Below are 23077 nucleotides of genomic sequence, written 5' to 3' on the forward strand. Positions count from 1 at the left end.
TTGTTGTGTTATTTTTGTTTATTAAGATATTCTGTTAAAGCTGTTTGACTTTTTTCGTAGGCTCGTCGTTGCTTACGTTCGACCCATTTTTCTTTTAGGAGTTTGCGCATAAACTTGTCGGTATAGCGGATAATAAATACTTCATTTAACATCTTGAGCAGTCGCTTAGCACTACTTGGAAATGATCGTAAAGTAATGGAGAATCCAGCCTCCAAATAGCGGTTAAAATGCCAGTAGCCACTCGGCATAAACAAGGCATCTCCATGTTCCATAAAAATCTCATACCCCTGAGCATATCTTAATGCTGGAAATTGTTCGAAATCGGGGTTTTCGTAGTCGATATTATAAACGGTGTGAACCGATAATGGTACTTTATATAAGAACGCAGATTGATCTGGCGCGAATAAGAGTACCCTTTTTTTTCCTTCAAATTGAAAATGTAACAAATCTCCTAAATCTACGTCATAGTGCATGAGAACTCGCGCTTCGCTACCACCAAAAAATAGGGTAGGGATGCGTTTGAAATATTTGAATCCTAGATCGGGATAAGTGAAATTTTTTAGAAGTTCGGGGAGATGGTCTGTAATGATATAGAAAAAAATTCTATAATCCGATGGTTGATTTTTAATGAGTGTAATATAATCTTTAAAACGCATACGGGTCACAGGCTCATCCGTTGCTTTATTTGGATCGGCAGGTTTATTGTCATAGAGGCCCACTTGTTGCTCTTCCACTTTGTCATATATGTAATCTAAATTCCATTTATCAAAATCTTTCCATTTCCGTGCAAATCCCTTTATGAGAACAGGCTTCTGAGGTTGGAAATACTTTTTTAAAAACTCCTCTTTTGATATATCTTGAACAGTATCGACTTCCGATAGAATCATATGTTTTATTGCTTAAACATAAAAGTAATAAATATTTAATTTTTTATGACACAAATACAACCTAATGGATAAACTATTCCATGCCTTTCTTCGTTGTTCTATTAAACAACCTCAGTAAAATGACATCAATTAAAAATGAAATAATCGGAACTTGGGAGTTGCTCTCTTATATTGAAGTTCCAGTAGACGGTGTGGACTCTTTCTTTCCTTTTGGAAAATCCCCCAAGGGTTTATTGTTATATAGTCCCGATGGTTACATGGCCGTACAGATTTCGGGCTCTGATGAGATAAAGTATATTTCGAACGATAGGATGCAGGCTTCAGCAGAAGAGTTGGATAGGCGCGTGCGGGGATATATCGCTTTTAGCGGTAAATACACGATTGACAATAGAAATGCGCATGTTGTCTATGATATATCAAATTCCCTTTTCCCGAATTGGGAGGAAAGTCAACAGGTTCGAAAATTAGATTTTGAAGGTGATGTTTTATATCAGAAATCTCTAGAGCCGATACGTTCCGGTGGGCAAACGGTGCATGCTTATATGACTTGGAAACGAATAGGGAGAGCCGTTGACCTTAGCGAATTTCACGAAGAGGCCATAACTGATTTTTTAATTGAAGCTAGCCCTAAGTAAAAACAAGATGAGCTGAAGAAATTTCTTCAGCTCATCTTGTTTCTTAAAGCGTTTGTGCTTTAAATACATTAAGGACTTTCATGATCCAGGGGATCATGAAAGTTTTATTTTATTTATAGATGGATTCTTTCTTGAATTTTTTGACTAATAGTGCGTATACGATAGCTCTATACTTATTTTTGTTGGATTTTCCTACGGCTTCGATAACTTCTTCTATAGCAGCATCTAATTTTGCGTCATCTTTTAAACCTAACTTTTTGATCAAGAAATTATTTTTCAAACGATCTAACTCAGCCTTATCAGATGCAGCTATAGTTTCGGCATCTGCTTTATAGATAGACGGTCCTAATCCTTTCGCAACAGCTGCGATAAGGTCTGCATCAATATCAAGTTTTAATTTTTTTGCTTCAGCAACGTATGCTGCTACTTTTTCGTCTAATTTACTCATTGTTGTTTCTGTTTATTTAATACGAATGATTAATAGTACTTTAAATTTAATCAATATTATTTTATAAAAACAAGACCGGTATGAATATAATTTTGAAAGTAGATAAATTACTATAGTCGTTCGCTTTTTCTATTTAACATTGCGAGATAGCTGTAACCTAGTATACCAGCAGCACAAGAGGTCAATAGTACGGCTAATTTAGCTTCTTCGATATGTAGTGCATCATCAAAAGACAGCATAGCAACAAATATCGACATTGTAAATCCGATACCTCCGAGGATTCCAACTCCAAACATGTGTTTCCACCCCGCACGCTCAGGTAAAGTCGAAATCCCTAGTTTGACGCAAATCCAGCATGTAAATAGTATGCCGACCGATTTTCCAACTAACAGACCTAGAATGATACCCAGCCCCATAGGGGATGATAATCCATGTATCATTTCAGCATGAAGAACGATAGCGGTGTTGGCAAATGCGAATAGCGGTATAATAATGAAATTTACGGGCTTTGATAATAAGTGCTCAAGACGCTCCAGAGGTGACTCTTTGTCATCGGGTGTGGTTGGGATAGTCATCGCCGTCAAAACCCCTGCAATGGTTGCATGGATACCTGAATGATGAATAAAATACCACATTGCTATACCGGGGATAATATAGAATAGCAAATTACGAATTCCGATTTTATTGAAAACTAATTGCAGTAAGACTAGGCCGATAGCGATTAATAGATAGGTGTAATGAAGTGTTCCTGAGTAGAATATAGCAATAACCAATATGGCTAATAAATCGTCAACGATTGCCAGTGCTGCCAAAAATATTTTCAGGCTGGCTGGTACTTTATCTCCCAGTAATGAAATAACGGCAAGGGCAAATGCAATGTCTGTCGCCATCGGTATACCCCAACCATGTGCAGTCGGCTGATCATGATTAAAGAATGCATACAAAGCGGCCGGCAAAAGAGCTCCACCAATGGCGGCAAAGATCGGTAATGCAGCTTTTTTGGGAGAGGCAAGTTCACCTTCCACCAGCTCTCTCTTTATTTCTAAACCGACCAGTAAAAAGAAGATGGCCATTAGGCCATCATCAATCCACTGTTTGATAGAATATTTTAAATGAATTGTGTCGTTTTCATAACCTATAGTTGTCGATAGCAGGTTGCTGAGAGAATCTCCGTAAAAGGAATTGGCAATAATTAACGCGAGTATTACACATATAAATAAGAGGATACCTCCGCCTGAACTGGATTCGAAAAAGTTTTTAAATGATCGGAGATTAATGAGTTTAGACATTTTATGCTAAAGTTTGATTTTTCGACAAAGGTAATTAACTTTTGTATCTAAACCATTTTACGATTTCTTTATAACTAGCTTTCTTTCCATACATTAATATTCCGACACGATAGATGCGCGCCGCAATCCAGGTCGTTAATATAAATCCTCCAACCAGAAGTAATGCCGATACCACAATCTGCCAAGTAGGTACACCAAATGGAATACGAACTAACATAGCTATGGGAGATGTGAAAGGAATAAAGCTTAACCACGTAGCTACGGTGCCATGCGGATCATTCATTAAGACTCCGAAAGATAGTGCATAGGTGAGGAGAAGAGGCATTGTTATAGGCATCGTGAATTGAGAAGCCTCGGTCTCGCTATCCACCGCGGAGCCTACAGCAGCAAACAATGCGCTGTAGATCAGGTATCCACCTAGGAAAAATATAAAGAAACAAATAATAATTTCTGGGAAATTGATGGATTGTACTACTGCCCAGGTTTCTGGAGATAACATAACCCCGTCGGATTCTACAGCCTTATTTCCAACGATCTGATTACTTAAATCAGCTTTCGAGACAAAGAAAGTCGAGGCTACCCCTGCTAACATAAATGATAATAATACCCATAATACAAACTGTGTTAACCCTACGAGACCTATACCAATGATCTTACCCATCATTAATTGAAATGGCTTGACAGATGAAATAATGACTTCAATAATTCTGCTGCTTTTTTCTTCAATAATACCTCTCATAACCTGTGATCCATAAAGAAAAAGGGATATGTATACCAATATAGAAAGTGCGAGGGCGATACCCATAGCTACTTCTGTATTACTGTTTTTTGCCTGCCCATCGTCGGTGATTTCTTTAGCAGTGATACTGACATTTGTATTAATACTATTCAGGGTGTCTATATTGATACCTAGTTTTTGATACTTATAGTCTCTTACAATATCGCTCAAATTGTCTCGGATATCATTCTGAATACCTACGTTGGGTTTGTTGGGTGCCATGAAATCAACCTTTAGATTATTGATAAAATCTTTTGGTATCACGAGGATACTGGTGTTTTTATCAGCATCCTTAATGAAAGACAATTGCGTTTGTAAATCTTTATTGCTATGGATATAGGTAATGTTGTCGGATGATTTGAGTTTGTCTGCAATACTTCCTTCTTGGTCTACGATATATACAGTAGCATGATTTTCCTCAAAACTCTTTTTAGTGAGAAAGATAATTCCTACATACATTCCGATGAAAAACAGAGGGACCAAGAATGTAGTAAGTAGAAAAGAACGTTTTCTAACTCGTGTCAGATACTCTCTTTGTATAATTAGAACAATCTTATGCATGGCTTAGGGGGCTTAGGGAGACTTTTTCGATAAATATGTCGTGAATAGAAGGGATTATTTCTTTAATCTGTATGACCTGGATCTTGTCTAATAGGTAGCGTATAACATCATTTAATGTAGCACGATCATTTAGTTTTACTTTTAATTGTACCTCATCGTGCTGAACAGTCTGCGAAATGATATCGAATAATTCTGTTTGTTGCAGTATTTGTTCAGGAATTATAGGCGATTTATAGTCAATTAAATAGGTGCTGTTGTTGTATTGTTTTTTAATTTCTTTGACAGAACCATCTAGTATCTTTTTCGATTTGTTGATTAGGGCTATGTTATCGCAAAGCTCTTCAACAGTTTCCATACGATGCGTAGAGTAAATGATTGTAGCCCCAGCTTTGTTCAGTTCGAGAATTTCATCTTGAATAATCTGAGCATTGACAGGATCAAAGCCTGAAAAAGGTTCATCAAGGATAATGAGTTTTGGCTGGTGCAGTACGGTGGCGACAAATTGAACTTTTTGTTGCATACCTTTACTGAGATCTTCGATTCGCTTGTCCCACCAGCTTCCAATATCTAGTTTTTCAAACCAATAGTTTAATCGTTGTTTGGCTTCTAAGCGACTCAGTCCTTTGAGTTGTGCCAGATAAACCATTTGTTCACCTACCTTCATTTTTTTATACAGGCCGCGCTCTTCAGGTAGGTACCCGATTTCAGCGATATGCTCACTGGATAGTGGGCTGCCATCGAATAATATTTCACCCGAGTCTGGAGCGGTAATTTGGTTTATAATACGTATTAACGAGGTTTTTCCAGCTCCATTAGGGCCTAATAGACCAAATATTTTACCCTCAGGTATAGAGAGGGATACGTCATCCAAAGCCCGGTGATTTGCATATTGTTTTACAATATTCTTGATTTCTAACATATAGGTTTTTATGAGTGACTAAAATAGCAAAATTATCAGAGGTTTTTGAACGAACTTAAAAGCCTTTTAATTTTTGTTAAATTAATTCTACCTTTGTCTATGCTTATCAAATCCGCTGAATTTGTATGTAGTAATACACAAGTCGACAAATTACCCGATCCTACATTGCCAGAATATGCGTTCATTGGGCGGTCTAATGTTGGTAAATCTTCTTTGATCAATGCGTTGACCAATAAGAAAGGTCTGGCAAAGACCTCCCAGAGACCGGGAAAGACTCAACTGATAAATCATTTTGTAATTAATGACAATTGGTATCTTGTGGACTTACCTGGCTATGGGTATGCACAGACGTCAAAAAAGAATAGAGCCGATTGGGAGAAATTTATCAGGAAGTATCTATTGAGTAGAGAGAGTCTACAGTGTATTTTTGTTCTTATTGATAGCCGTCTAGAACCTCAAAAAATAGATTTGGATTTCTGCTGTTGGCTTGGAGAAAGGGGACTACCTTTTATGCTGATCTTCACGAAAGCGGATAAACAGTCAATCGTCAAATCTGATCAAAATATGGCCAAGTTTAAACGGGCACTTCTTAAATGGTTTGAAGAGGTTCCTACACGGTTTTTGACATCTGCGGAGGATAGGATGGGGTTGGAACCTATATTAGAAAAGATTGATGAAATAAATCAAGAGTTTACGGTGCCTCCCGTTTCTGAATTATGAAATACTCGTGTTTCGCGAAACACAAACAACCATGAGTATTCCAATGACAGATAAAAGTCAAGTTAAATACATATGAAAAAATACATGTCGTTGGTGCTATTTGCGCATAGCATATTTGCACTTCCTTTTGCGGTTATAGGTTTTTTTTTGGCGGTATCTACTACAGCGTTTCATTTTGAGTGGAAGCTGTTCTTTTTGATGCTATTATGTATGGTTACTGCACGTAATGCTGCAATGGCGTTCAATAGATATTTAGACCGGGATGTTGATGCGCTCAATCCGAGGACAGCTATACGGGATATCCCGGCCGGAAAAATAAGTCCATCAGCAGCTTTAATCTTCACAGTTGTTAATTGCGTAGTCTTTGTGTTAGCGACTTACTTCATTAACCCGATGTGCCTGTTGTTATCGCCGATTGCTTTGTTCGTTGTTTTGTTCTATTCGTATATGAAGCGGATATCACCGCTGTGCCATTTTGTATTAGGATTAGGTTTGGGACTCGCTCCAGTCGGTGCATATCTTGCTGTAACAGGTCAATTTGACTTAGTTCCCATATGGTATGGATTAGCCGTGCTTACCTGGGTGAGTGGGTTTGATATTATTTATGCTTTGCAGGATGAGGAGTTTGACCGGGCCCACAAGTTGCAATCTATCCCAGCCAACTTTGGTGCTAAGCGGGCATTGAGAATCTCCGAAGTATTGCACCTACTATCTTTTATTTTCGTGTTGCTTCCTTCCATATTTATCGAAGTAGGTTTTTTTTATTATATAGGTGTAGCATTTTATGGGGCTTTATTGATTTATCAACATCGTATTGTGAGTGCTACGGATTTATCCCGAGTGGATCGGGCATTTATGACGACAAATGGAATAGCTTCTGTTGTTTTTGCTTGCTTTTACCTCCTTGATGTTTTGTCTGGACATTGGATGGTATAGGTAAGTTTTACAATATTATTAGTAAAAATAATTGTCATTCCATTTTGAAATAGTAATATTTGCAGAAATCTTATAAAGTTAATGGCTAAAAATTTATTGATAGTAGAGTCGCCAGCAAAGGCTAAAACGATAGAAGGATATTTAGGAAGTGATTTTCTAGTCAAGTCTAGTTACGGGCATATTCGTGATTTGGTGAAGACGGATGACGCCATTGATACCGATAATAAGTTTGAACAAAAATATGAAGTTCCTGTCGATAAAAAGGCTATTGTCAGTGAATTAAAGAAGTTGGCTAAGAGTGCTGAAACAGTCTGGTTAGCATCCGATGAGGACCGCGAGGGAGAAGCAATTTCTTGGCACTTATTCGAAACATTAGGGCTTAAAGAAAATGCTACCAAACGTATCGTATTCCATGAAATTACAAAGCCAGCAATATTAAATGCTATTGAAAATCCACGGAAAATCGACTATAACTTAGTTTACGCTCAACAGGCACGTAGGGTGTTAGATAGACTTGTGGGGTTTGAATTGTCTCCTGTACTGTGGAGAAAGGTAAAGCCATCCCTGTCGGCTGGTCGTGTACAATCCGTAGCTGTACGTGTTATTGTAGAGCGTGAGCGTGAAATAAATAGATTTAATGCAGAAGCCGCTTTCAAGATTGTAGCTATTTTTTATACTGGCAAAGGGAAGGAGTTTTTTAAAGCAGAGCTGCCTCAGCGTTTTGATAAGAAGGAAGATGCTAAGACGTTCTTAAATGATAGCATGAGAGCCGATTTTTCGATCGCGTCATTGGAGAAAAAGCCAGCACGAAGAAATCCAGCAGCACCCTTTACAACATCTACATTGCAGCAGGAAGCCAGCCGTAAGTTGGGTTTTTCTGTGGCTAGAACCATGCAGGTTGCACAGCGCCTGTATGAAGCTGGGCGGATTACCTATATGCGTACGGACTCTGTCAATTTATCTGATACAGCTATCCAAGCTGCCGAAAATGAAATTGTAAAAGCGTATGGGGAGAAGTACCATAAGCTAAGAAAATATAAAACGAAGGCCGCGGGAGCGCAAGAAGCGCACGAAGCCATACGACCGACTTATTTTTCAGAACACTCTATTGAAGGGGATGCATCAGAACGACGTCTATATGAGTTGATTTGGAAGCGGGCTATTGCATCGCAAATGAGCGAGGCAGAGTTTGAAAAAACCGTAGCTAAGATTAGTATTTCTACACGCAAGGAGGAATTGACCGCTACGGGAGAAATCATGCGATTTGACGGATTCTTGAAAGTATATATGGAGTCCACAGACGAGGAGAATGAGGTCGCTGCCGACGGGGATGCTGACAATGCATTATTACCACCTTTAGAGCAAGGACAGGCATTGACTCTCAATGAGATGACTGCTACAGAGCGATTCTCGCGGCCCCCTGCCCGTTATACAGAAGCTTCATTAGTAAAGAAGTTGGAGGAGTTAGGCATTGGAAGACCGTCTACATATGCACCGACTATTTCTACTATTCAAAATCGAGGTTATGTGGTCAAAGAAGATCGAGATGGCAAACCACGTGATTATAATGTACTTCGATTGGCTGGAACAGAGGTAAGCGAAGTCGTAAAAACGGAAATGACAGGAGTAGAGCGTAACAAGCTTTTTCCTACAGATATAGGCGTATTGGTTAATGACTTCTTAGTTGAACATTTCAAAGGGATTGTAGACTTCAATTTTACAGCTCGTGTCGAGAAAGAATTTGACGAGATTGCTCAAGGAAGTAAGGAATGGACCGACATGTTAGAAGCTTTTTATCGTCCTTTTCACCATGAGGTAGAGGATACTTTGGAAAATGCTGAAAGAGCGACCAACGAACGAGAACTCGGTGTAGACCCAGAAACAGGAAAACCAGTTAGTGTACGTGTAGGACGTTTTGGACCATTGGTTCAGATCGGAACAGCCGATGACGAGGAGAAGCCACGTTTTGCTTCATTGCGTAAGGGGCAGATGATCGAAACGATAACTTTCGAAGAAGCGATGGAGTTATTTAAGCTTCCTAAAAGAGTAGGTCAGTTTGAAGAAAAAGAAATGACTGTAGCTATAGGTCGCTTTGGACCTTACATCAAACACGAATCTTCATTTTATTCATTACCAAAAGGTGTAGATCCATTGGATGTTACCGAAGAGCAGGCGATAGAAATTATAAAAGAGAAGAGACAGAAAGATATTGAAAAGGTAATACGCGTCTTTGATGAAAATCCAAAAGCCCAGATCGAAAATGGAAGATGGGGACCATTCATCAGATTAGAAAAGCAGAATATCAAAATACCTAAGGGTACAGACGTATCGGCTATTACTTATGAAGATGTCTTAAAGTGGGCTGCTGAAGACTCAAAAGGAGGTAAAACGGCCAAAAAGACGACAAAGAAAACTGCAACAAAAAAAGCCGCAACAAAAAAGAAGTAGCAGATGAAGAAAGATTTGCCGGTTAATATAGTAGAAGATATTTCTATAGCCGTTGTACTAGAAAGCGATTCTCCTATCCAAAAGTCGTGGAACGTGTACTTGGTGAATGAGAAGGAACTACCGTTAAGAAATGTCTTTGTGACCTCTAAGGGCTATGGTATGAAAGATGAACGTGAGGTAAAGACAACTACTTTACGTCATTTTATCGGAGATGTAGCTGCCAGTAGTTCAATTCGTATAGAGGCGATAGATCAGCAGGTTTTTGGCTTGACTAATGAATATTGGTTGAGCTATTATATTGATGATACTATCTATGATAAAAAATATATTTTTTTACCTGAAAGCATAGTCGACGAGAATCTATCCAAGGTTCCTTTGGTTAATAAACCAGGCGTTTTAATTGGAGGAAATTCGTAATCTTATCATGGCAAGGAAGAATTTTATTATAGCGATAGACGGCTTTTCCTCATGTGGCAAGAGCACTATTGCAAAAGCTTTAGCAAAAAAACTGAATTTTGTTTTCGTGGATAGCGGAGCCATGTACAGAGCCGTGACCTTATATTTCTTACGTCATAAGATCGATTATACGGATCACGACGCCGTTGTGAGTGCTTTAGAAGATATTCATATTGACTTTGTGCCTAATACAGATCAGGTACAGATTTTTCTGAATAATGAAGACGTTTCTGAAGATATCCGCAAAATGGAGATTTCGGACAAGGTAAGCGAAGTCAGTGCGATCAGAGAGGTACGTCAGGCAATGGTTGCCCAACAGCAGAAACTGGGAATGAAGCGTAATATTGTGATGGATGGACGTGATATAGGGACTACCGTATTTCCAGACGCAGATCTAAAGATCTTTATGACGGCCGATCCCAATGTACGGGCAGAAAGACGCTATGCCGAATTGACTGCCAAGGGAGAGCAAGTAACTATGGAAGAGGTAAAAGCTAATTTATCCCATAGAGACCATATAGACAGCACACGCGCAGAAAGTCCATTAAGACAAGCTAAAGATGCTGTGATATTAGACAATTCTGAATTAAATCAAAGCGAACAATTAGACTTCGTTGTTGATTTATATACGCGTCTACGCACTAAATAGCACGATTTCCTTATTTTTAACATTTACTTAATAGTATCTTAAATTGTAATTCGTTTCTTAAAAGTATTTTTGAGAAACGAATTATTATATGAACATTAAGTATTTATTAGCAGGAGTATTGCTTTGTACCGGATTCGTGCAGGCGCAGGAAGTGGTAAAAGGATCCGTGTTTCTTGATGCCAATAAAAATGGCAAACGCGAAAAGAATGAACTTGGAGTAGGAGGTGTTAGCGTCAGTAACGGCAGAGATGTTGTTCAAACAGATGACAAAGGAAATTATAGCCTTCCAGTAGAAAATGACAATATAATCTTTGTCATAAAACCAAAAGATTATGCATTCCCTCAAGATAAACAGAATCGCCCCCTTTTTTACTATATCCATAAACCACTTGGAGGTCCAAAGTTAAAATATACCACAGCCCAAGCCACAGGGCCGCTGCCTAAGTCATTAAATTTTCCCGTGTATGCACAGCAGGAGTCCACAGATTTTAAGGCTTTGGTTTTTGGTGACCCCCAGGCCTATACCCAAGAAGAGCTTGACTTTTTCAAAAGAGGTATTGTCGACGATATTTCAAACAAAGATCGCTTCTTATTCGGCATTAGCTTAGGTGATCTAGTTGGAGATGATTTAACACTACACGAACCTTATAAAGAAACTATTGCGGGGATGGGATTACCATGGTACCATGTAATGGGTAATCATGATATGAATTATGACGTAGTCGCAGATTCCTTGTCAGACGAAAGCTTTGAGCTAAAATTCGGCCCAAATAATTACTCATTTAATTACGGTAATGCACATTTTATTATTTTAGATAATATCATATATCCTAATCCACGCAGCGGAAAAGGTTATCTGGGTGGATTTCGTAAAGATCAATTAGACTTTGTAGAGAATGATTTAAGATATGTGCCAAAAGATAAGCTTATTGTTTTATCTTTTCATATTCCTTTAGTTCACAAGAACTCGGATGTGTTTCGTGACGAAGACAGGCAACGTCTTTTCGATCTCTTAAAAGACTTCCCTAATACCGTATCTCTTTCCGCTCACACCCATTATCAGCAACAAAACTTTTATGGAAAAGCAGAAGGCTGGCACCAAGCGAAGCCACATCATGAATATAACGTAGGTACTACCTCAGGCGATTGGTATTCTGGACAGGTGAACCAACAAGGGGTGCCCGCATCTACTATGCGAGATGGAACACCTAAAGGCTATGCAATCATGAATATCCAAGGAAACTCGTATACATTTGATTATAAAGTGGCTGGTCAAGATAGCGAATACCAGATTAATCTCATAGCTCCGAGCGCTGTCAAAAGTAAGCATGCCAGAAGATACAAAGTCTACGCAAACTTTTTTATGGGACGTACAGAAGATGTGATGGAGTATAGTTTGGATGGTAAGGACTGGAAAGTTATGAATCGTGTGGATGTTACAGACCCAAGCTATCAATACGATGTGTTGAAGTTTGATAATGCGACGGAGCTCATCCAGGGGCGTAGACCTTCCGATGCCGTAAATTCAACACATCTTTGGGAAATGAAATTGCCCAATTTGAAAGTTGGCACACACAGCGTTACAGTTCGGGTTACAGATATGTATGGGGTAGAGCACCGAGCAGTCAAAAAGATTGAAGTTGTAAATTAATAATAAGCGAACCAGCTAGAGGTTATAAGTCATGTATCTCATGCTTATCTATAAGCCGTATTTCATTAAGAAATACGGCTTTAATGTATTTCAACCAGACCGTTTGTCAAAGTCAATGACTTAGAGTAGCGGCATTAGTATAGACCATACTGTCTCGGCCATTATCTTTTGACCTTCAGCGGTAGGGTGTATACGATCTTGTTGATTTAAAGTAGCTTCACCCGCTATACCATCTAGAAGAAATGGGATGAGTGCCATCTTATGATCCGTTGCTAGCTTTGGAAAAATAGCTTCGAATCCATTGGAATATTCCTGTCCCATGCTTGGAGGGATTTTCATTCCGGCAAGCACCAATTTACACTTGGGATAAGCCTTTACTACCTTTTGTACGATAGCGCTCAGATTGTTGTAGGTCGACTCTGTAGATATACCCCGTAGACCATCATTGGCTCCCAATTCGAGTACGAATATATCTACAGGCTGCTCCAATAACCAGTCTATACGATCTTTGCCTCCAGCACTAGTCTCTCCGCTCAGGCCAGCATTGATACACTGGTAGTTGAGTCCCAAAGAATCGATTTTACGCTGGATAATAGCAGGAAAAGCTTCATCCTGACTTTCAAGGCCATAGCCGGCTGTCAGACTATTGCCAAAAAACAAGATCGAGCGTCTTTTGTCCTCATCTTTACCAATTTCTTTGTTACTTTTACTTTCGTTGTTCTGTACGGTATTTGTACTCCGTTGACTACAGCCATAAAGCAGCAATGCAATGGAGAGCAAAGGAAAAAAACGTAATAGTGTTATCATAAGTCCGAATTTAATTAAAAAAAACAGTATGTCCACAACGATTCTTCAACTAGACCATGTATTCAAAAACTTTCGTTTACGAAATTCAGATATTCAGATACTCAAAGACATAAGTTTTCAAATTGAGAAGGGATCTACTGTTGCGTTGGTAGGGCCATCTGGTAGCGGCAAGACTACACTTTTAGGATTGTGTGCAGGCTTAGATAAAGCCAGTCAGGGACAGGTGGTTCTTAACGGTATTACACTCGGTTCACTTAGCGAAGATCAGTTGGCCGAGCTACGTAATCAATATGTAGGATTTGTGTTTCAGAATTTTCAACTGTTGCCTACTCTTACAGCATTAGAGAATGTTATGGTTCCTATGGAGTTACGTGGTATGAAACACAATAGAACGCGAGCAGTGGAGCTGTTGGACAAGGTAGGATTATCCGATAGAACTGATCATTATCCCTCTCAATTATCTGGAGGTGAGCAGCAACGAGTGTCTATAGCACGAGCTTTCGCTAATGATCCTCTTATTCTTTTTGCAGATGAGCCGACAGGCAATCTTGATATGGAAACTGGACAGGTCGTTGAGGAGATGCTTTTTAGATTGAATAAAGAAACAGGAACCACTTTGGTGTTAGTTACACACGACATGGATCTCGCTCATAAGACACAGCGGATAATACAGATCAAGGGAGGAAAAATACAATGAAGTGGAGATGGATAGCACAGATGGCATGGCGTGATAGTCGACGTAACCGTTCACGCTTATTTTTATTCATATCCTCCATCATTCTAGGGATCGCCTCTTTGGTCGCGCTTAATACGTTTCACATCAATTTACAACAAGATATCAACAATCAGGCAGCTCAGTTATTGGGAGCCGATCTTGAATTGGAAAGCAATAGAAAACCCACCGAAGAAGCATTAGCGTTTCTCGATACTATAGCTGCAGGAAGTGTGGATATGGCCACTGAGGAACGTTTTTTATCCATGTTACGTTTTAGTAAGAGCGAAGATCTTCAACTGGTACAGGTGCACGGGATATCTGGTGCTTTTCCTTTCTATGGGGAGATCACAACAGATCCTCAACAGAGTACACATAATTATTCAAAAGAAGGAACCATCCTGATTGATCACAACTTAGCCAAAAAACACGAAGTTTCAGTCCATGACTCCGTCAGTCTAGGCCTGCATGAGCTAAGGATAGGAGGTACGATTTTGGCAAGGCCCGGACAGACTTCGTTCTCTAGCGCTATGACCCCATCCGTCTATATTGCTAAAGAGTATCTTGCCAATAGTGGGCTGCAACAAGCGGGGAGCAGGATAGAGTACCATTATTACTTTAAGTTTCCAAAGGGTACAGCTATAGACCAAAGGCTAGAGCAGTGGAAAGACAGGCTTGCCGAGTTACAATGGCGAAGCAGCACGATCGAAACTACCAAGGAAAGAACAGGACGTGCATTTGCTGATGTCGGCCGATTTATGGAATTGGTAGGCTTTGTAGCATTGCTTTTAGGTTGTATTGGTGTTTCTAGTGCTGTTCATATCTATGTTAAGGAAAAGCTTTTGTCCGTAGCGATATTACGGTGTTTAGGCGCCTCCTCAAAGCAAACTTTTTTTATTTTTCTTCTACAGTTTGCCGTTATAGGACTTATAGGTGGAGTGATAGGAGCAGGCTTAGGCAGTCTTATACAATTTCTTATACCGCTCTTTCTACAGGATATATTTCCAGTTACTATTAGCAATGATTTTTCATGGTCATCTATTGTACTTGGGATTGTACTTGGTCTCGTTATCGCGATTCTATTTACCTTATTACCACTAATAGGTGTGAGGCTGATCTCCCCGTTACAGTCCTTGCGGATATCCGATGAGGGAGGGGATCCATTAGACCCTCTACGATGGTGGATCTATTTTTTAATAGGTCTCTTTGTTGTAGGTTTTACAAAGCTACAGCTCGATGAGTGGCCTATTACCTTTGCATTCACGGGTAGCGTATTTCTGATTTTTGCATTGTTATACGGTACAGCCAAGCTATTTATGTACAGTGTAAAACGCTTTTTTCCTAATGGATGGTCCTACCTATGGAAACAAGGCTTATCCAACCTCTATAGACCCAATAATCAGACTGTAGTACTTCTAGTTGCTATCGGTTTTGGTACAGCTTTGATTGCTACATTGTATTATGTTCAAGAGATGTTGATATACCGTGTTGAGGCCGCTTCATCAAACAATCAAGCCAATACCTTGTTATACGATATACAGCCCTCGCAGCGAGAGGGGGTCAGACAATTGGCCCGCAACAGAGAGCTTCCTATTCTCGAAGACATCCCGATCGTCACCATGCAAATCGAAAAAATCAACGGTAAAGGTATTCGAGAACGAATCCAAGACAGTACAGATCGTGCATCTACTAGAGCATTCCGTGGCGAGATACGCGCTACCTACCGCGACAGCCTCACTGATACAGAGAAAGTCGTTGCCGGACAATGGGTGTCTAAGGTCGCAGTAGGAGAGATCGGTCAGGTATCCTTGGACAAGAGGTATGCCGAGGATATCGGTGTAGAGCTGCAGGATACCCTATTGATGAATGTACAAGGGGCTCGGATTCCCGTTGTGGTTAGCAGTCTCAGAGAAGTAGATTGGAGTCGCTTTCAGTCCAACTTTAGAATGGTATTTTCTCAGGGGGTAATAGATAGAGCACCACAGTTTTACCTTATTGGTACACGTACCGATAATGATAAGCAAGCTATGGCTTTTCAGAATGACGTAGTGAGCCACTATCCCAATGTATCTGTCATAGATATGAATAGTATTATCAGTGTATTAGAAGATATCCTTCAAAAGATGAGTTTCGTCATACAATTTATAGGAGCATTCAGTATTCTCACTGGTATCGTCGTGCTCATAGCATCCGTCCGCATTAGTAAATATCAGCGTATCAAGGAAAATGTTCTTTTGAGGACGCTCGGTGCAAGTCGTAAGCAAGTCTTTACCATTGTTATGGCAGAGTATCTATTACTCGGTCTGTTAGCTGCATGTACAGGAATTATTATTGCCCTATTGGCAACCAACTTGCTGGCTATATTCGTTTTCGAAAGTAGTTTTGTGCCATCTCTAGTTGTATCTTTGGTCTTGATTTTAAGTGTTGCCATCGTGACTGTTGCGATAGGACTTATCAATAGCCGTTCTACGCTCGTTGTGCCACCGATGGAGGCTATTCGTAGAAATTAGATTAGTATCCTTAAATCACATCATCATTTGTAGATGAGTGATTTGAGGATACACGAGAGGCTTTACTATTTAATACGAAATGTACGATTGTCAGCAATTGATATTTAAGAATCTACAAACATCCTTTTTTAAAGTTGTTTTTTTGCATTTTTCAGTATTTTCTCGGCTTTCAATCTTATTTCTTTAGGCAATGCTATAAAATTTATATCCTTTATCTCGCGGTACTCATCTTCTTCCTGAAATGGGATCCAACCCGTGATTTTTGATTTAGAGAATGCTTTTTTATCCTTATTGGTATAGATGATGACTTTCAAGGGTTTGGCATCCAATCCATCGGATTCTTCAAAATAAGTGAGGTAGAATTCAGGAAAGCCATCCTTGTCTGCGTCAGCGAGCTCGCAGAAGTTAATCAGATATCTAGGTTGCGCCAAGCCTACAGCAAAGTCGTTAAAAGTCACCAGCGGAATTATTCCTCCATGGTCTTCTAGAAAAATTCCAGCGTGTAGGTCCTTAGGGGTATCATCTAGATAAGCCGCTCCTTTTGCTTTACTTTCATTTAAGTACCAAATATAGCTTCCATAATTGGGGACAAATGATTTAACAATCATTACTGGAGTCCCCGATAGCGGATTTCCAAGATCATCAATGATCTCATGGTATTCTTTGTCTGACGAAAAATATACTCCTGTTTTTATTTGGGCGAAGCAAGGGAGACTTAATAAGCATATAGTTGCAGATATTAGTATTTTGACATTCATAGTTCTTGTGTTTCAAATTTATTGTATATATACTTAATACCTATTCCAGAATAAAAGTCAATATTAGTAAGAATAGTAGAATAAGACAATCCCAATTATCAGCGATTTTTGTAGAAGTAGAAGGTCTAGTGTCGTTTGAGATTTATCAAGCATTTTTTTCATACTTTCTAGTTTCTGTTTATATTTAAGCTAGGAGGTGGTAGTGAAGGGGTGAACTCTTGCCATACGGGTGTCGCAGGCATACCATACTTTTGTGGAACATTTGAAAAGAAATAGATAAACGGAGACATACACCAAGAACATTGACCATACAGGAGCTAAAACAGATTACATTATCGAGTCAGGGGTTACTTTCTGAGTCAGCATTTGGAGCTGGTAAAAAAGCTGTGCTAAGTGCATTAGAACAGCTCGGCTATCTACAGATTGATACATTGTCGATTGTAGAAAGAGCGCATCACCATATATTGTGGACAAGAATTCCGGATTATAAGCTGAGCTATCTGGACGAATTGGTAAAAGAGCGTAGTGTATTTGAGTATTGGTTTCATGCTGCATCCTATCTTCCAATACAGGATTTTCGTTTCGTTTTACCACAGATGTTGGAGGTCCGACACAACGAGTCTCATTATTATAGAGCCGAGCCTAGGGTGATGCAGTATGTGATGGATACTATTCGCACCGAAGGAGCGAAAAAAGCAAGGGATTTTGAAAGTGAAGCCAAAAAGGGAAGGAGCTGGTGGGATTGGAAACCAACGAAAATTGCTTTAGAACGTCTTTTCTTGCAAGGAGATTTGATGATTTCAGAACGGAATGGCATGCAAAAGACCTATGATATCCCGGAAAGAGTATTACCCGACAATCTTGATTTGACTATACCTACTCCGAGAGAGTTTGCTGTGTATTTAGTAAACACCTATTTGAAAGCCTATGGTTGGACGACTGTGAGGCAAATAACTCACCTTAAAACAGGTGAGTTAATAAGAAAAAATGTAAATGAAATCTTGAAATCCATGCTCGAGGATGGTTTAATAGAAAAAATAAATATCGAAGGTTGCCCAACCGTGTATGTGCTAAGTGACTTAATGGGAAGACCAATGTATGAGAATGTTTCGAGGATTAGACTGTTATCACCGTTTGATAATGCTATTATACATCGAGACCGTGTTAAACAGTTTTTCGAGTTTGATTACCGTATTGAATGTTACACGCCAAAGGAGAAAAGACAATACGGATATTTTTGCTTGCCGATCCTCTTTGGCAACATATTTATAGGTCGAGTCGATTGCAAAGCGCACCGAAAGGAAAAGCAGCTCGAGATAATACATCTACATATTGAAAATCAAGACATAGATTTTGAACTATGGGGAAGATCTTTTGCCGAACATATAAAACAATTTGCCCTTTTCAACGGATGTGTATTGGTGAAGTTGTCAAAGGTAAGTCCCGAAAATATGAGCAGCGTTTTAAAACATTTAATACAGATTGAGATTGGTAATCTGTGATCATATGCCTTAGTGTAATCGTATAGATTTCATCGTGTTTATCAAATATAGAAGTTTCTTACTATTTCGATTGTCTTTAGTGCTGTGGCATAATTTTAGCGATAATTTGTCTAGAATGCATATAACTTAATAGTCTTCAGATTATACTTAACAAAATGAATAACATGATACTTCTGCTAATGACAATTCTGACCACATTTTCAGCCTGTAATAACGACGAGGAATCTCATGAGAGTGAAATGGAAATACATTATGTTATGCCAGAAGAAAGTGAACCACATGAAGGAACTTGGCTACAATGGCCACATCAATATCAATATGGTATTGCTTATCGTAACAGTTTAGATGCGACTTGGGTTGCCATGACCAAAGCACTGGTTAGCAGTGAAAAAGTACATATTATAGCCTACAACGAGAGCGAAAAGAACAGAATCATTAAACTGCTTGGTGATGCAAGTATCCCACTTAAGAATGTAGATTTTAAGATTTATAAAACAGACGATGTTTGGGTAAGAGATAACGGGCCTATATTCGTTAGAGATAAAAATGAAAATTTAGTTATTCAGGATTGGGGATTTAATGCCTGGGGAGAAAAAACAGATGACCAATCGGGACTTCCAATTGGTTTTGCTAATTGTAATGCGATTCCTTCAAAGATAGGCACAGACCAAGGTCGAACAGTCATCGATGTAAACGCTGTAATGATAAACGAAGGTGGGAGTGTAGAAATTGATGGACATGGAACTCTAATGGCTTGTAAAAGTTCAATTCTTAACAACAATAGAAACCCTGGCATGACACAAGATCAAGCGGAAATAATTTTTAAAAAATATTTAGGAGCTACCCATTTCATATGGTTGGATGGAAAGGCAGGCCTTGAGCTTACAGATCAGCATATTGATGGTTTCGCACGATTTGGAAATTCAACAACTATTGTGACCATGGCGGAAAATGATCTATTGGAATTTGATGTAATGCAGAGTGATATAGACAGGCTTTATGGAGCCAAAAATAAAAGTGGAATTGCCTACACTTTTGTGAAAGTTCCACTAACACAAAATAGCGTTGTCACAACTATAGGAGCTAATTTGGGCTACAAAGGATCCTATGTCAATTATTATATTGCGAATAATAAAGTTTTGGTTCCGAATTACAATGATCCCAATGACGTTGTCGCAAATAGTATTATCCAAACACTATATCCGACAAGAACAGTCGTAGGAATAGATGTAAGAAATCTTTACGAGAATGGCGGGATGGTGCATTGTGTAACACAGCAACAACCTCAATAACTAAAACGCTAATCTAATTCTTTTTGACAACAATTTAGAATTGTATGGTGCTCGTCGCGGATGGAAAGAGTGTAGAGGGCGCGTTAGCTTAGCAATCAGGTGATTATGTCAAAAAAAAGTTGGAATATAGTTTTTTAATTATTTACTTTGTAAATCAAAGTACTTTTAAATATTTAGATATGACCATAATAAACAATAGAGTAAAAATGGGCGCAGCAGTTATTGTAGCCATTTTGTCGATACCTTTGATTGCAATGCAATTTTCTTCCGATGTGAAGTGGACATTCACAGATTTCATGGTAGCTGCTTTTTTATTGACAGCGACAGGTTTGTTTTGCGAATTGATGATTCGCGTTGTTAACAAGAGATATTTGCGATATGTATTAATTTTCCTTGCACTGGTGGTACTTGCGCTTGTTTGGGCGGAGTTAGCAGTTGGTGTCTTTGGGAGTCCTTTTGCAGGAAGCTAGTGAATGATGACAGGAGCTTCCTGCATTTATTGATATAGGAGAGAACTCAATATTCTTCAAGAACTGGTTTTCATTTGAACACGCGGTATCACCATAAGCGGGTAATAACGAAAATGATATGTGTTTTCGAGACCAAATTGAAAGCATTTTTCACATCGACTACCTCGAACAGGTAAATCGTGAAATGTATGATAGTCTTGCGCTTTACAAAATGAAACAATCTTAAATAACTAGTATTTTGTCTTTCTTTAATTGCTCGATAAGTGCTTTCTTGTAGCCCTTTAAAAAACTATCCAAAGAGCTGGGATTGTATGTCTCGGATTGTGTAGACCAGATTAGTTTGTGTGTTTTTACATCGTATAGATTAGCTTCAAGGTAGTAGGTCTTGTCTGTAGTATAATATCCGTCATTATAGTTACCATACCAAAAGTCATAATAACCTCCAAATGTACCATAGTAGCCAAATCGAGATACAGGATACATGGTCGTATTGGGGACATATCGACTTTCCGAGGTTTTGTCTAATAGCGCAATGGTTAAGATTGCATCACTATTTGTTTCAGCAATTCTTTTCAGGGCTAGATCTGATCTTTTTGATCCCAATTTATTAAAATCCGGAGGAAATACTTCAATACTCTTTACCGTGTTTGTTCCGAGCATCTGTATCGAATTCGCAATTTCATCTTCTACCTTTTGGCGTGCGGGTACGTTCTCAGTCAGCGCAGCGACAAAAACTTTTTTGTACTTTAGATTGCTTACAGAAGGGGCTGTCCAAGATCCTGTGATAATACTTGACGAGGCACATTGGCAAAATAGAAGCAATGTGACAAAAGCCTGATAACATAATGTTTTCATAATACAATTTTTATGTCAAAGATTTGTTTTTTCTAGTCCCTAATATCGCTTAAAGACCAGTCCAATAGTATTAACAGATATTGTGACGAGTTGTTTTGAAAAGTGATCATCTACTGCAGTGTATATTTCACAAAGAGCTTTAATCATTAGAAAAATAATTATATTCGAATCTATTTTAGTCATAATCTAATTAATATGAAAGCGCATTTTTATTCTGCAATACTATTTTTTTCGTTTACCGTTTCCAATGCCCAAGAGATTAAAACAAAATTTGACAATCCGATTCAGGTTCTAAATATGGGGACTTTTCATATGGGGGCCACCTCAGATGCGAAAAGTACGGAGTTTGATGAACATAATAGGGAAAACGTACGTCAAGTTCACAAAATTGCAAAAGCAATAGCTGAATTCAAACCAACTGTTATCCTTGTAGAATATACTCCGCAATATCAATCAAAAGTAGAAAGTAACTATGAGGCTTATCTGAAAAACCCGGAAACAAAATTCGAAAAACCTACTGAAGTAGAGCTTTTAGCTTATGAAGTTGGAAGATTGTCCAATACAAAGAGAATTTATGGAATCGACTACAAAGAAGGATACAATTATTTGATTGGGAGTCAATTGAAAGACTTGAAAGACACCGAGACCTCTGTAAGATATATGGCAACGATTGGTGAGTTAGAAAAGAAATTTCCTGAAGACAAAATGACGGTTCTGGAAAAGCTGAAATTAAATAATAACCCCTCATTTCTTGACATATTGATGAATCTAAATGCAGATATGCTTACCCATATTTCGACAGAAGGAAAACATCAAGGTGCTGATGAAGCCGCAAAATTTTACCATCGAAATCTGGTTATGTATTCAAATATGAATCAGATTCAACTAACAGAAAATGACAGAGTTTTTATTCTTATGGGAGCTACACACACCGCTTTTTTTAATATGTGGTTAAAAAGAAGCCCTAAATATGAGTTGGTCAATGTATTTGATTATCTGAAATAGAATTTATATTCACCTCTGTAGTTCATACCATATTTCGAGCTATTGTGTAGCTACAGCATTGTCAAATTTATAATATTCTATATGTTCTATCATCTCATTATATAGCATAGACTATCCTAAGATTTTAACCGAATTGACCAACCTTGTAAGTACCTATTCCATGGGGAAATGATACGTTGATACGATTCCAGGTATTTATCGTATATATAACAACAGTTAGGTCCACCAATTCTTGTTCTGAAAATGTGGCGCTGACCAAGTCATAAATTTGATCTGAAATTTTGCAAGCTGTCACTGCTTCTGCCCAAGCTAAGGCAGCTCTTTCTCTGTCGCTGTAGTACGGTGATTCTTCCCACGCACTTAATCCATATAAGCGTTGTTCACTTTCGCCAAGAGCACGAGCATCCTTCCAATGCATATCCAAGCAATAGGCACAATGGTTGATCTGGGAAACACGAATCTTAATTGTAATCTTACCCTAGCTAGCTACATCCAAAACTAAAGAATTCCAATCGGAATTGCTATTGCTATCTTGTTGGAACGTAGGAAACTCGGAGAGTTTTCCATATTTCAACAGGAATTCAGTCGGCGTTAACTGCCCCAAAGCAGAATGAGGTCTTTCATTGTTGTACATCCATGCCCATGCGGCTGCATATTTCCTAATATCAGGCAAGCTATTGAACATATAGCTATCAAGCACATCCTGCCTGAAAGTTCTGTTAAACCGTTCTATCAAACTATTTTGTGTAGGTTTTCCTGGTTGGATAAACTGCCATTGTATGTTGTTCT

At 38.8% G+C, this 23077-nt stretch carries 23 protein-coding genes; 13 read left to right on the forward strand and 10 right to left on the reverse strand.

The window, feature by feature from the left end:
* Positions 1-8 precede the first annotated feature (8 nt).
* Entirely contained in the window at positions 9-887 is an 879-nt protein-coding gene (locus B5X76_RS18125) for a cupin-like domain-containing protein (protein ID WP_079645332.1), read from the reverse strand.
* A 119-nt stretch (positions 888-1006) separates the two neighbouring features.
* On the opposite strand from B5X76_RS18125, the gene B5X76_RS18130 reads away from it, so the two are divergent.
* Positions 1007-1522, forward strand: coding sequence for a lipocalin-like domain-containing protein (locus tag B5X76_RS18130; RefSeq protein ID WP_079645362.1), 516 nt, complete (start codon positions 1007-1009; stop codon positions 1520-1522).
* 109 nt (positions 1523-1631) lie between these two features.
* On the opposite strand, the gene B5X76_RS18135 is transcribed toward B5X76_RS18130, so the two are convergent.
* The 4 genes from B5X76_RS18135 to B5X76_RS18150 all read right to left on the reverse strand — a co-directional run bounded on the left by B5X76_RS18135 (position 1632) and on the right by B5X76_RS18150 (position 5517).
* Positions 1632-1970, reverse strand: a complete 339-nt coding sequence (locus tag B5X76_RS18135; RefSeq protein ID WP_079645334.1) for a DUF2853 family protein — start codon at positions 1968-1970, stop codon at positions 1632-1634.
* A gap of 110 nt (positions 1971-2080) precedes the next feature.
* Positions 2081-3259: a Na+/H+ antiporter NhaA gene (gene nhaA / locus B5X76_RS18140; RefSeq protein WP_079645336.1), complete on the reverse strand. Its 1179-nt coding sequence runs from the start codon at positions 3257-3259 to the stop codon at positions 2081-2083.
* Positions 3260-3293: 34 nt separating this feature from the next.
* A complete protein-coding gene (locus tag B5X76_RS18145) occupies positions 3294-4598 on the reverse strand; it encodes an ABC transporter permease (protein ID WP_079645337.1) in 1305 nt (434 codons plus the stop codon).
* Positions 4591-5517 (reverse strand): ABC transporter ATP-binding protein, encoded by a 927-nt coding sequence (locus B5X76_RS18150; protein WP_079645338.1) that lies wholly within the window; start codon positions 5515-5517, stop codon positions 4591-4593. Before B5X76_RS18150 ends, B5X76_RS18145 begins: the two co-directional genes overlap by 8 nt.
* 99 nt (positions 5518-5616) lie before the next feature.
* On the opposite strand from B5X76_RS18150, the gene yihA reads away from it, so the two are divergent.
* The 6 genes from yihA to B5X76_RS18180 all read left to right on the forward strand — a co-directional run bounded on the left by yihA (position 5617) and on the right by B5X76_RS18180 (position 12377).
* Positions 5617-6237, forward strand: coding sequence for a ribosome biogenesis GTP-binding protein YihA/YsxC (gene yihA, locus B5X76_RS18155; RefSeq protein WP_079645339.1), 621 nt, complete (start codon positions 5617-5619; stop codon positions 6235-6237).
* 72 nt (positions 6238-6309) lie between these two features.
* On the forward strand, positions 6310-7173 hold the full coding sequence (locus B5X76_RS18160) for a UbiA-like polyprenyltransferase (RefSeq protein ID WP_079645340.1): 864 nt from the start codon (positions 6310-6312) through the stop codon (positions 7171-7173).
* Between the two features lie 81 nt (positions 7174-7254).
* Positions 7255-9621: a type I DNA topoisomerase gene (gene topA, locus B5X76_RS18165; RefSeq protein ID WP_079645342.1), complete on the forward strand. Its 2367-nt coding sequence runs from the start codon at positions 7255-7257 to the stop codon at positions 9619-9621.
* 3 nt (positions 9622-9624) lie between these two features.
* Positions 9625-10038 carry a hypothetical protein gene (locus B5X76_RS18170; protein ID WP_079645344.1) on the forward strand — a complete coding sequence of 138 codons (414 nt, stop codon included), beginning with the start codon at positions 9625-9627 and terminating at the stop codon, positions 10036-10038.
* A 7-nt stretch (positions 10039-10045) separates the two neighbouring features.
* The gene (gene cmk / locus B5X76_RS18175) at positions 10046-10726 is read left to right on the forward strand and encodes a (d)CMP kinase (protein ID WP_079645345.1); all 681 of its coding nucleotides are present in this window, start codon (positions 10046-10048) and stop codon (positions 10724-10726) included.
* 88 nt (positions 10727-10814) lie between these two features.
* Positions 10815-12377 (forward strand): calcineurin-like phosphoesterase C-terminal domain-containing protein, encoded by a 1563-nt coding sequence (locus B5X76_RS18180; protein ID WP_079645346.1) that lies wholly within the window; start codon positions 10815-10817, stop codon positions 12375-12377.
* Between the two features lie 120 nt (positions 12378-12497).
* Here the strand turns inward: B5X76_RS18180 and B5X76_RS18185 are convergent, their stop codons facing one another.
* Positions 12498-13184 (reverse strand): arylesterase, encoded by a 687-nt coding sequence (locus B5X76_RS18185; protein ID WP_079645348.1) that lies wholly within the window; start codon positions 13182-13184, stop codon positions 12498-12500.
* Positions 13185-13212: 28 nt separating this feature from the next.
* Between B5X76_RS18185 and B5X76_RS18190 the strand changes: the two genes are divergently transcribed.
* Together B5X76_RS18190 and B5X76_RS18195 are read left to right on the forward strand one after the other, a co-directional pair.
* On the forward strand, positions 13213-13881 hold the full coding sequence (locus B5X76_RS18190) for an ABC transporter ATP-binding protein (protein WP_079645363.1): 669 nt from the start codon (positions 13213-13215) through the stop codon (positions 13879-13881).
* On the forward strand, positions 13878-16406 hold the full coding sequence (locus B5X76_RS18195) for an ABC transporter permease (protein ID WP_079645349.1): 2529 nt from the start codon (positions 13878-13880) through the stop codon (positions 16404-16406). The genes B5X76_RS18190 and B5X76_RS18195 overlap by 4 nt, the downstream gene beginning before the upstream one ends.
* Positions 16407-16534: 128 nt before the next feature.
* Here the strand turns inward: B5X76_RS18195 and B5X76_RS18200 are convergent, their stop codons facing one another.
* Positions 16535-17164, reverse strand: a complete 630-nt coding sequence (locus B5X76_RS18200) for a hypothetical protein (RefSeq protein WP_079645350.1) — start codon at positions 17162-17164, stop codon at positions 16535-16537.
* Between the two features lie 302 nt (positions 17165-17466).
* On the opposite strand from B5X76_RS18200, the gene B5X76_RS18205 reads away from it, so the two are divergent.
* The 3 genes from B5X76_RS18205 (at position 17467) to B5X76_RS18215 (ending at position 20428) form a co-directional block, all read left to right on the forward strand.
* A complete protein-coding gene (locus B5X76_RS18205; protein ID WP_217699687.1) occupies positions 17467-18666 on the forward strand; it encodes a winged helix-turn-helix domain-containing protein in 1200 nt (399 codons plus the stop codon).
* A gap of 164 nt (positions 18667-18830) precedes the next feature.
* Positions 18831-19958: an agmatine deiminase family protein gene (locus tag B5X76_RS18210; protein WP_245801085.1), complete on the forward strand. Its 1128-nt coding sequence runs from the start codon at positions 18831-18833 to the stop codon at positions 19956-19958.
* A 119-nt stretch (positions 19959-20077) separates the two neighbouring features.
* The gene (locus B5X76_RS18215; protein ID WP_245801086.1) at positions 20078-20428 is read left to right on the forward strand and encodes a hypothetical protein; all 351 of its coding nucleotides are present in this window, start codon (positions 20078-20080) and stop codon (positions 20426-20428) included.
* 222 nt (positions 20429-20650) lie between these two features.
* Here the strand turns inward: B5X76_RS18215 and B5X76_RS18220 are convergent, their stop codons facing one another.
* On the reverse strand, positions 20651-21283 hold the full coding sequence (locus B5X76_RS18220; protein WP_079645354.1) for a hypothetical protein: 633 nt from the start codon (positions 21281-21283) through the stop codon (positions 20651-20653).
* 195 nt (positions 21284-21478) lie between these two features.
* Here B5X76_RS18220 and B5X76_RS18225 point away from each other — a divergent pair, with 195 nt between their 5' ends.
* A complete protein-coding gene (locus B5X76_RS18225) occupies positions 21479-22288 on the forward strand; it encodes a DUF5694 domain-containing protein (RefSeq protein WP_079645355.1) in 810 nt (269 codons plus the stop codon).
* A 124-nt stretch (positions 22289-22412) separates the two neighbouring features.
* On the opposite strand, the gene B5X76_RS18230 is transcribed toward B5X76_RS18225, so the two are convergent.
* Together B5X76_RS18230 and B5X76_RS18235 are read right to left on the reverse strand one after the other, a co-directional pair.
* Positions 22413-22760 (reverse strand): carboxymuconolactone decarboxylase family protein, encoded by a 348-nt coding sequence (locus tag B5X76_RS18230; protein ID WP_079645356.1) that lies wholly within the window; start codon positions 22758-22760, stop codon positions 22413-22415.
* A gap of 6 nt (positions 22761-22766) precedes the next feature.
* Positions 22767-23077: integrase core domain-containing protein (locus tag B5X76_RS18235; RefSeq protein WP_139375380.1), on the reverse strand; the 311-nt coding region annotated here is incomplete at its 5' end.

The sequence above is a fragment of the Sphingobacterium nematocida genome (genome assembly GCF_900168125.1).
In the GTDB taxonomy this organism is placed as follows: Bacteria; Bacteroidota; Bacteroidia; order Sphingobacteriales; family Sphingobacteriaceae; genus Sphingobacterium; species Sphingobacterium nematocida.